General features: G+C 38.6%; 10 protein-coding genes and 1 pseudogene. 8 read left to right on the forward strand and 3 right to left on the reverse strand.

The genetic code is table 11. The features are described 5' to 3' along the window. Window positions 1-13 precede the first annotated feature (13 nt). From NL42_RS04630 to NL42_RS04650, 5 genes are all read left to right on the forward strand, one after another. A complete protein-coding gene (locus tag NL42_RS04630) occupies window positions 14-1,105 on the forward strand; it encodes a hypothetical protein (protein ID WP_461311927.1) in 1,092 nt (363 codons plus the stop codon). A gap of 183 nt (window positions 1,106-1,288) precedes the next feature. Beyond that, the gene (locus tag NL42_RS04635) at window positions 1,289-2,455 is read left to right on the forward strand and encodes an ATP phosphoribosyltransferase regulatory subunit (RefSeq protein WP_016138790.1); all 1,167 of its coding nucleotides are present in this window, start codon (window positions 1,289-1,291) and stop codon (window positions 2,453-2,455) included. Window positions 2,456-2,517: 62 nt separating this feature from the next. Further along, a complete protein-coding gene (locus tag NL42_RS04640) occupies window positions 2,518-3,837 on the forward strand; it encodes an adenylosuccinate synthase (RefSeq protein WP_461311923.1) in 1,320 nt (439 codons plus the stop codon). Between the two features lie 121 nt (window positions 3,838-3,958). After that, window positions 3,959-4,276, forward strand: a complete 318-nt coding sequence (locus NL42_RS04645) for a hypothetical protein (protein WP_461311924.1) — start codon at window positions 3,959-3,961, stop codon at window positions 4,274-4,276. A gap of 115 nt (window positions 4,277-4,391) precedes the next feature. Further along, window positions 4,392-5,174 (forward strand): M48 family metallopeptidase, encoded by a 783-nt coding sequence (locus NL42_RS04650; RefSeq protein ID WP_461311925.1) that lies wholly within the window; start codon window positions 4,392-4,394, stop codon window positions 5,172-5,174. A 54-nt stretch (window positions 5,175-5,228) separates the two neighbouring features. Here NL42_RS04650 and NL42_RS04655 read toward each other — a convergent pair whose 3' ends face one another. Then, window positions 5,229-6,278 carry an NADP(H)-dependent aldo-keto reductase gene (locus NL42_RS04655; protein WP_111854720.1) on the reverse strand — a complete coding sequence of 350 codons (1,050 nt, stop codon included), beginning with the start codon at window positions 6,276-6,278 and terminating at the stop codon, window positions 5,229-5,231. Window positions 6,279-6,437: 159 nt separating this feature from the next. Further along, window positions 6,438-7,145: a cAMP-activated global transcriptional regulator CRP gene (gene crp, locus NL42_RS04660; RefSeq protein WP_336167875.1), complete on the reverse strand. Its 708-nt coding sequence runs from the start codon at window positions 7,143-7,145 to the stop codon at window positions 6,438-6,440. A 244-nt stretch (window positions 7,146-7,389) separates the two neighbouring features. Here crp and NL42_RS04665 point away from each other — a divergent pair. The 3 genes and pseudogenes from NL42_RS04665 to NL42_RS04675 all read left to right on the forward strand — a co-directional run. After that, window positions 7,390-7,452: pseudogene (locus tag NL42_RS04665) on the forward strand (hypothetical protein); the annotation flags it as partial. A 135-nt stretch (window positions 7,453-7,587) separates the two neighbouring features. Continuing rightward, the gene (locus NL42_RS04670; protein WP_005041936.1) at window positions 7,588-8,010 is read left to right on the forward strand and encodes an OsmC family protein; all 423 of its coding nucleotides are present in this window, start codon (window positions 7,588-7,590) and stop codon (window positions 8,008-8,010) included. 92 nt (window positions 8,011-8,102) lie between these two features. Then, window positions 8,103-8,528 (forward strand): GNAT family N-acetyltransferase, encoded by a 426-nt coding sequence (locus tag NL42_RS04675; protein ID WP_461311926.1) that lies wholly within the window; start codon window positions 8,103-8,105, stop codon window positions 8,526-8,528. On the opposite strand, the gene NL42_RS04680 is transcribed toward NL42_RS04675, so the two are convergent. Next, window positions 8,525-9,298, reverse strand: a complete 774-nt coding sequence (locus NL42_RS04680) for a peptidoglycan DD-metalloendopeptidase family protein (protein WP_461311928.1) — start codon at window positions 9,296-9,298, stop codon at window positions 8,525-8,527. The genes NL42_RS04675 and NL42_RS04680 overlap by 4 nt on opposite strands. Window positions 9,299-9,313: the final 15 nt, after the last annotated feature.

Consider the following 9,313-nt stretch of genomic DNA (forward strand, 5'->3'; position numbering starts at 1 on the left):
TTATAGAGTTCATATGAAATTTAACTCAAAAAGAATAAGTGGTTTTTTAATTTTTACATCTACTATTATTTTAGCTGCTTGCGGTGGTGGAGGCTCAGATCAGAATACCCATGATCAAGCTGAAAATAATTTAGAAAAAGAAGACAAAATTTACCAAGTTTATTATCAACCTTCTGATATTTCTTCAGGTATTTATAGTGACTCTTTTGAAATTACTCAATATTCAATTAAGAATAATGAAGTTTTTTTTGCAAAGTCACATAACCAGCCGTTAGAAACTGAGGTTATAACTGAAAAGAAAATTTTAAATAAAGGGATGTTACAAACCAATATTGTGAAAAGGTTAACATCTAGCAGTTGGACTTATGAATTAACAACTGATTTGAAAAAGAATTTAAAGTTTGAAATTGTGAAGTTGGATGGTGAAAATATCTTTGACCGTGTATTGCCAGGCTATAAAGAAAATAAAAATCTAGAAACAGGTCTTCATAATCAACTTGATAAAAATTTAATTGAATTTTATCAAAACTATAAGAGTGTTAGATTTCCAAAAAATAGTTATTGTTATCGTTTAAAAGAGACTCAATGGAATCAATCTTATATTTCAGATATATCTGGTTTTGATTCAAATCCATCGTTTAGTGAGAAAAAGCAGAAAATTATCGAAAGATATAATAACTTAGGTCCAGATAAAAAGTATTTTAGGCTTCTAAATTCGCAGTGGTACGGCTATAACTTAACTGTTTTAGAAAACGTAGAAACTGGTGATATTCAAAGCGCATTGGGAAATAATAATAACCAGTCTGCTTTTTTTATTAATTTTATATCAAGTAGTGGGTGGGATGCTGATAGAGATTTAGCTTATGAGAAATCTCATCTGTATTCTATAGAAGATAATCCGCTTAATAATGTGCATTCATTAATTGCTTTCAGACAAAAGTTAAAAATCGCAAATCTTGAAAAAGGTTGTTTTGCTTTTAATACTCAAGCAGCTCAAGCTATTCAAAAGCTAAATTTAGTTAACTGGCAACCAGGTGATAGTTCAGATATTGGCCCATTCTTTGGTCGAAGAACTTTTGCCTATGATGTAAGTGAAGCAGAATAAAGTATTGAATATTATTATTAATTGTTTAAATCTTCTTTTTGACTTTAGAGTTTATTAAGAAAGATTTATGCAAATTGTCAGGTGCATGGCAGAAAGTATCATGCTACACTAAGAGAAATCGGGTGTGTTCCCGATTTTTTTATGTGGGGTCGTTCCACGTTGATCAGATTTTAGGCTTGAAATATGACCATTTCAGAGACATGGTTGCTGCCTGACGGGGTAGCAGATGTATTGCCGGAACAGGCACAAGTCATTGAAAAACTTCGCCGTGAAGCTTTAGATTTCCTCGCGGTGCGAGGTTATCAATTGGTATATACACCATTTATCGAATACATCGAATCGTTGTCTTCATTATCAGAATCAAATCAAGACTTAGATTTAGTAACTTTTAAGGTTATTGATCAGCTCTCAGGCCGTTTACTCGGTGTTCGTGCTGATATGACGCCACAAGTTGCTCGTATCGATGCACATGTAAGACCAGTTGAAGGCATTGCACGTTACTGTTATTCAGGGACTGTATTACATACTAAACCACAAAATTTCAATGCCACACGTGCACCTTTGCAATTAGGTGCAGAGTTATATGGCCATGACAGCATCGAAGCTGATGTTGAAATGGTCGATGTCATGCTCGGGTTAATTGAGAACATCTATACTTTACAAGGCGCTCATTTAGATTTGGGCCATGTAGGGTTGTTCCGTAGTCTAGTAAAGTATGCTGGACTGTCAAAAAATGAAGAACATGAACTGTCTGATCTTTATCAAAGAAAAGCGTTACCAGAGTTAGCAGAATTCACTCAAAACCTAAATATGGGTTCTGATTTCTATGCGCTTGGCCGTTATTCTAGTGATCTAGAAGCATTACAGACAAATTTAAGTGCCAATATCTTGCAAGATGCGGAGTTCAAGTCAGCATTAGATGCACTTAAAACAACGCTTGCGCAAATTAAAGGTCGTTGGCCGAATCTCAATATCGGTATTGATGTTGTAGAGCTACGTAGTTATCACTATCACACTGGCTTAATGTATGCGGTATATGCACCAAACCGTGCTGCGCCGTTAGCACAGGGTGGCCGTTACGATGGTATTGGTGAGCACTTTGGTCGCGCACGTCCTGCTACTGGTTTCAGTTGTGATTTATATGCCTTAGGTGCAAATCAGTTCGCAGAGATCGAAACTGTTGTTGCTCCAAAAGGCTCAGAACAGGATTTACTCTCAGCAATTTCGAATGCACGAGCTCAAGGTTTACGTGTCGTTCAATTGTTAGGTAATGATGATTTAAGTTCTATTCCATACGCGACCCATCAACTCGTGGCGCAAAATGGTCAATGGAATATTGAAAAGATTTAAATGCCAACGGTAGTTTTTACTGGTGGTTTCCAATTTTAACAGCATGATGTAATGAGGCTATTATGGGCAAAAATGTTGTGGTACTTGGTACCCAATGGGGCGACGAAGGTAAAGGTAAGATCGTCGACCTGCTCACAGATCAGGCGGCTGCGGTAGTACGTTATCAAGGCGGACATAACGCAGGTCATACTCTTGTCGTAGGTGGTAAAAAAACTGTATTGCACCTCATTCCATCAGGTATTTTACGTGAAAACGTATTGTGCTTAATTGGTAATGGCGTTGTACTTTCACCAGCCGCGTTAATTGAAGAAATGGGAATTTTGGAAGCGGAAGGAGTTCCTGTTAAAGAACGCTTACGTATTTCTCCAAACTGTCCACTCATTTTGCCTAACCACATTGCACTTGATCAGGCACGTGAAAAGAAACGTGGTAATGCTAAAATCGGTACTACAGGTCGTGGTATTGGTCCTGCTTACGAAGATAAAGTAGCTCGCCGTGCAGTGCGTGTTGCTGACCTTGTTCGTGGTGGTGCAGCATTAGAAGAAAAATTGTCTGAGATGCTTGAGTTACATAACTTCCAGTTAACTCAGTTCTACGGTGTAGAAGCTGTTAAATTTGAAGATGTATTGGCTCTTTGCAACCAATGGCGTGAAGTTCTTGCTCCATTAGTAGTTGATGTTACTAAAGTGTTGCATGACTATCGCAAAGAAGGTAAGGCTGTAATGTTTGAAGGAGCTCAAGGCTCACTTCTAGATATTGACCATGGTACTTATCCATACGTTACAAGTTCAAATACAACTGCTGGTGGCGTAAGCTCTGGTTCAGGTATGGGACCTTTACATCTTGATTACGTATTAGGTATTACCAAAGCTTATACAACACGTGTAGGTGCTGGTCCATTCCCAACTGAATTGGTTTACGATGCAGCAGCTGATGCTGGTGATCCAGTGGGTAAACACCTTGGTACAGTAGGTCATGAGTTTGGTGCTTCTACTGGTCGTCAACGTCGTTGTGGTTGGTTTGATGCTGAAATCCTTCGCCGTTCTGTAGATGTAAACTCACTTTCTGGTATTTGCTTAACTAAACTTGATGTTTTAGATGGTTTAGAAGAAGTGAAAATCTGTGTGGGCTATGAAAATACAGATTCAGGCTGTGTAGGTTCTTCTGATGCGGTTTCTTTTGAATGCTTGAAACCAATTTATGAAACTATGCCTGGTTGGAGCGAGTCGACTGTTGGTTTAACTAGCATCGAACAATTACCAGCAAATGCTTTGGCTTATGTGAAGCGTATTGAACAATTAATCGAATGTCCGATTGACATCGTTTCAACTGGTCCAGACCGCGCAGAAACAATTGTTTTACGTCATCCATTCTCTGCTTAATTAGCAAAGATTAAAAAGGCCTCCTGAAAGGGGGCTTTTTTATACCCGACTAAAGTGCAGTTTTTGTTTTATTCGATTCAGATTAAAACATTAAATATAGATAAGGAATGATGGGCTCAGGATGAAGCTGCAACCAACTATTTCAAAAACAATTTTTTATTCTTTTTTATTTGCTATTGGTGGTTCTCCAACACTAGCGATGTTGGTCATTTATGGTCAGACATACCATGACGATTTTTTTATGACTGCTTTTATGAGCTTGTCAGTATTGTTCGCTTGTGTGTTAATTCCTGTGGTGTTCATACAAAATAGTTATTTACTCTGGAAAAGAGAAAGCCCTAATCTTGAAGAGAAAGTTAAGGTATTAAGTCATCTCTATCTTGGCTTAAATGTAATATGTTTGATTTTCTGGATTTATTTGATGACTTTATCGACTTGATCGTTACATAAATACTATGATCATGGAGAAATGAGACATTCAAAGAGTAAGCTGGATTTCTTATAATAAGTGCAAAAGAATAAACAGCTTTTTATCGATTTAGGTGATCCATGTTATGAATAAAAAACTCTTTTTAAGCTTGTGTGCAGCAAGTGTGATGATCATTTCTGGCTGTGCAACAGTAGCAGACATGGCGGGTGCAGATACTGCAACCTTAAATGCTCAATCTGCTCAAGGTTTTAGTAAAATGGTGCAGGAAGCGCGTGGTAAAGGAACTTTGGATACAAGTTCAAGTACCTATAACCGTATTAATGCTGTTTTTAACCGTTTAAAACCGTATGCAAACCAGATGAACCAGACTGGTCAGCCTTTTAGTTGGCAGTTGGCAGTACTGAAATCAGACACCATTAATGCTTATGTAGCACCAGGTGGTAAAGTGGTGTTCTACACAGGCATTGTAAATAAATTGAACCTGACAGATGCTGAAATTGCAGCTGTTATGGGGCATGAAATGACACATGCTTTAGAAGAGCATGCGAAAAGTAAAATTGGTGCTCAAGCTTTAACTGATTTAGCATTAAATATTGGCTTAAGTCAGATTAATGGTGGTAATGTGAGTCAACTAGGGTCGGCTGCGGCTCAGTTAGGTTCACAAGTCGGTGTAGGCTTACCATATTCGCGTAGCTTGGAAAGTCGTGCGGACCAAGGCGGCTTAATGTTAATGGCGCGTGCAGGTTATAATCCAAATGCAGCGATTACATTGTGGGAAAAAATGAATAAGCTTGAAGGTGGCGGTGGTTCATCATTCTTGTCTACTCACCCATCTAATTCTCAGCGTATTAACGATATGCGTCAAAACTTGCCTGCGGCAATGGCTGTTTATAATGGCCGTAAATAAGATATAAATTTTTTATAGATAAAGAAAACGGATGCCTAAGCATCCGTTTTTTGTTTAAGGGGCAGGGTTGGGCTGCTGGATATGAATGGCTTCAATGCCTTGTAAGACTTCAGCAGGTAGTTCAATTTCAAATGCCTGAATATTTTCTTTAAGTTGGTCTAAATTCGTGGCGCCAATAATTGTGCTGGTCACAAAGAATTGTTGTTTGATAAATGCTAAAGCCATTTGAGTTAAGCTTAGCCCATGTTTCTCAGCCAACTGTGCATATTGTTCAGTTGCCCATTCGCTTTGAGGGTTACTGTAGCGGCTAAAACGTGGAAATAATGTGACACGAGCATTAGCGGGACGAGCACCATTTCTAAACTTGCCAGATAGATAGCCAAATGCAAGAGGAGAGTACGCGAGCAAGCCAACATCTTCATATTTAGCAATTTCAGACATACCTATTTCATAAGTACGGTTGAGTAGGCTGTATGGATTTTGAACACTTACAAATTTGCTGACACCTAACTTTTCAGCCAAATGTAAAAACTTCATAGTGCCCCATGGCGTTTCATTCGATAAGCCAATATAACGAATACGCCCTCGATTAATCTCTTCTTGTAGAGCAAGTAATGTTTCTTCTAGAGGGGTTGTATCGTAATCATTTTGAGCTTGCTGGTTACCATAAGCTAGCGTACCGAAAAAGTTAGTATGACGTTCAGGCCAATGGAGCTGGTAAAGGTCGATATAGTCGGTTTGGAGACGTTTCAGTGAGCCATCTAGGGCTTTAGCAATATGATCGCTATTGAAGCGCGTATGGCCTTCTCTGATGTGTGTTCCTCCAAAGCCAGGTCCGGCAATTTTAGAGGCAAGGAAGACTTTGTCACGCTGACCATTTTGGGCAAACCAATTGCCAATAATGGTTTCAGTTGCACCATAAGTTTCAGGTTTTGGCGGAACTGAATACATCTCTGCCGTATCCCAAAAATATAAACCGTGTGCCAAAGCATAATTGAGTTGTTCAAATGCTTCTTGCTGGGAATTTTGCTCACCAAATGTCATGGTGCCTAAACAAATTTCTGGAAGCTTGAGACCTGTGCGACTAAGTGGGTTAAATTGCATACAGCGGAATCCTTGGGAATTTTGAGTTAGCCTAACGGAGAATATGTATTCAACTTAAATCATAAAATTAGAATAGTTTGTAAGTTTTGTGTATTAACTCATTGTTGCATATAAAAAAAGCAAACCGAAGTTTGCTTTTTATTAAAAATTTAATAAATATTATTCTTCATCATCATAGTCTTCATCAGGAGCAGGTGCTTCTTCTAATGAAACATCAAAAATAAGAATAGCTTTACCATCTGTCTGGATCATGCCTTGATCTTCTAATGTCTTGAGTACACGGCCAACCATCTCACGTGAACATCCCACAATACGGCCAATTTCTTGACGAGTAATGCGAATTTGACGACCATTTGGCAAAATCATTGCTTCTGGTTGTGAAGATAAGTCGATTAAACAACGTGCAATACGTCCAGAAACATCAATAAATGCAAGATCTGTCATTTTACGAGTCGTATTTTTTAGACGGCGAACAAGTTGTGCAAAAACAGCATAGCTTAAGTCTGGATATTGTTTGCTAAGTTCGTGGAAGTTGTCATAAGAAATTTCTGCAATTTCGCAGACATCACGAGTACGAACTTCAGCTGTACGTTGTGGATTCGGTTCGAAAAGCCCCATTTCCCCAAAGAAGTCGCCCGGATTCAAATATGCAACAACAATTTCACGTTCATCATCTTCACGTAAAATAATTGAAACTGAGCCTTTTAAAATTAAATATAAAGATTTCGACTCTGTTCCGGCATCAACAATTGTGGTTCGTTTTGGATATCTGTTGATGTGAGCACGTTTTAACAATGCTTTAACGGATTCAGGTAGTTGCCCCGGAGATAAAGCATCTGTGCTGAGTTGTGAAAAATTTGAAGTCATGCTTAATATGTTCCGAATAGGGTAAACAATTCACACAAGCCCGAGATGAGCTATTATTACACAGAAGAGATGAAATTCCTTATCAACTCATTTTATGTTAGTGTACAAAACAAGGGTCTGTTGACATTTCACAGATGGTTGCGACATAAGACAATTCTTTTAGACGTTACCAAGCAAGAGCTATGAAATTTAACCATTCTAAATAAATAGATCTTAACAACGGAACGTACAAAATAACATGGTCTTGCGCTGTGCCTGCGCTGCTTAAATGGCAACTCAGATTATGGCTGAAATTTCACAAATTATGTAACAAAACTGGACAAAGGATTGCCATTGTCTGGGTTTTGCGTGTTATTTGGATTAATTTTTAGCTCTAACGCAATCCATAGATGAAATGTCAACAGACCCTGCTTAAATTTATAATTTTTTTTAGGTAGTTGCAATGCAAACAAGTGTACATTGGCTAGAGAATGTTGCTTTTGAAGCGAAATCGGATAGTGGGCATAGTGTCATCATGGACGGCTCACCTGAGTATGGTGGTGAAAACCGTGGTCCACGTCCTATGGAGTTGCTATTAATGGGACTTGGTGGGTGTGCTTCGTTTGATATTGTGACTATTTTAAAGAAATCACGCCAAGATGTGACGAATGTTGTATGTAATTTAAAAGCTGAGCGTGCTGACACAATTCCAGCTGTTTTTACTAAAATCCACTTACACTTTGTGGTAACAGGTAAAGCTGTGAAAGAAAAACAGGTTGCAAAAGCAGTTGAATTATCTGCCGAAAAATATTGTTCAGCGAGTAAAATGCTTTCCGATGGTGGTGTAGAAATTACCCATGACTTCGAAATTATTGAAGCTGAATAAGGTACTTTTTTGTTAGAGAGAAAGAAGAAGCTGACATTAGAGTTGGCTTTTTTATTGTCAAAAATAACTAAAAAATAAGAGAGGGAATGAAAGTGAATATTCGTGCTGCTAAATTGGAAGATAGTCAGGCCATATGCGATTTACTTAAACAGATGGGCTATCCCCAGCCACTCACTCTTATCCAAGAAAAATTTGAAATACTAAATAATGACCCTAACTCACAAATTTTGATTGCTGAAGAGAAGGGCAAGATTTGTGGCTTTTTATCTCTCTATTTTATTCCGCAAATTGCCTTACAAGGCGACTTTGCCAAAATATGCTATCTATGTGTTGATGAGAATATGCGTAGCAAAGGAGTAGGGCATTTACTTGTGCAAGAAGCAGAAAGGTTAGCAAAGCAACGGGGATGTGATCGAATGGAACTACATTCAGGTGAACAGCGAACATTGGCACACCAGTTTTACTTACGAGAAGGATATGTGGATGCGCCAAAGTATTTTCGTAAACCTTTAAATTAACGAGCTGTATTTAGAAAAAGCTGAGGATCTACCCGAGCATTATTAAGACTCATACCCCAATGCAAATGTGGCCCTGTTACACGTCCAGTTTTGCCCACCAAACCTAAAGTTTCTCCTTGGTGGATATGTTGGCCTTTCTCTACTTTAATTGCGCTTAAATGGCAGAACATGCTGACTAGGCCTTGGCCATGATCAATCAACACAGTTTGACCATTAAAAAAATAAGATCCGGTTTGGATAACGACACCATCTGCGGGTGCAACGACTTTTTGTCCTACTGGTGCAGGAATATCTAAACCTGAGTGGGGCGCGCGTTCTTCACCATTAAAAAAGCGTTTTCTTCCAAAAGAGTTAGTAAATTTCCCTGAAGTTGGGCGTATAAATGCTGGTAGGGTTTGCCATGAACTCTTTGTAAATGAGCTATAAACATCATTTTGTTCTTTAGCTTCTTGAGCATAACGGTCTAACTGGCTTTGGTTCGGGTTCACATAATCTTGGTTAGTGACTTTAATCCGTTGCTCCGCATAGGGATAGGACTTAACTTCTATTTGAATAGGGGTTTTATTCGTGTCGAGCTGAACACTTCCGAGTGGAGTAGATAACGGAATACCCACGACAGCATAACGTTGCTGACCTTCTTGACTAATTAAAACTGGCTTTTGTTGAAAGGTGACCTGAGTAATATCACTAGTTAAGGGAATAACTGCAATCCCACCGGGTCTTCTGGAGTCTTGTGGAAGCTCGGCAAAGCAATAAAAAGGTATGGATATAAAAAGTAAAGTGGA

The sequence above is a fragment of the Acinetobacter sp. GN11 genome (genome assembly GCF_054823985.1).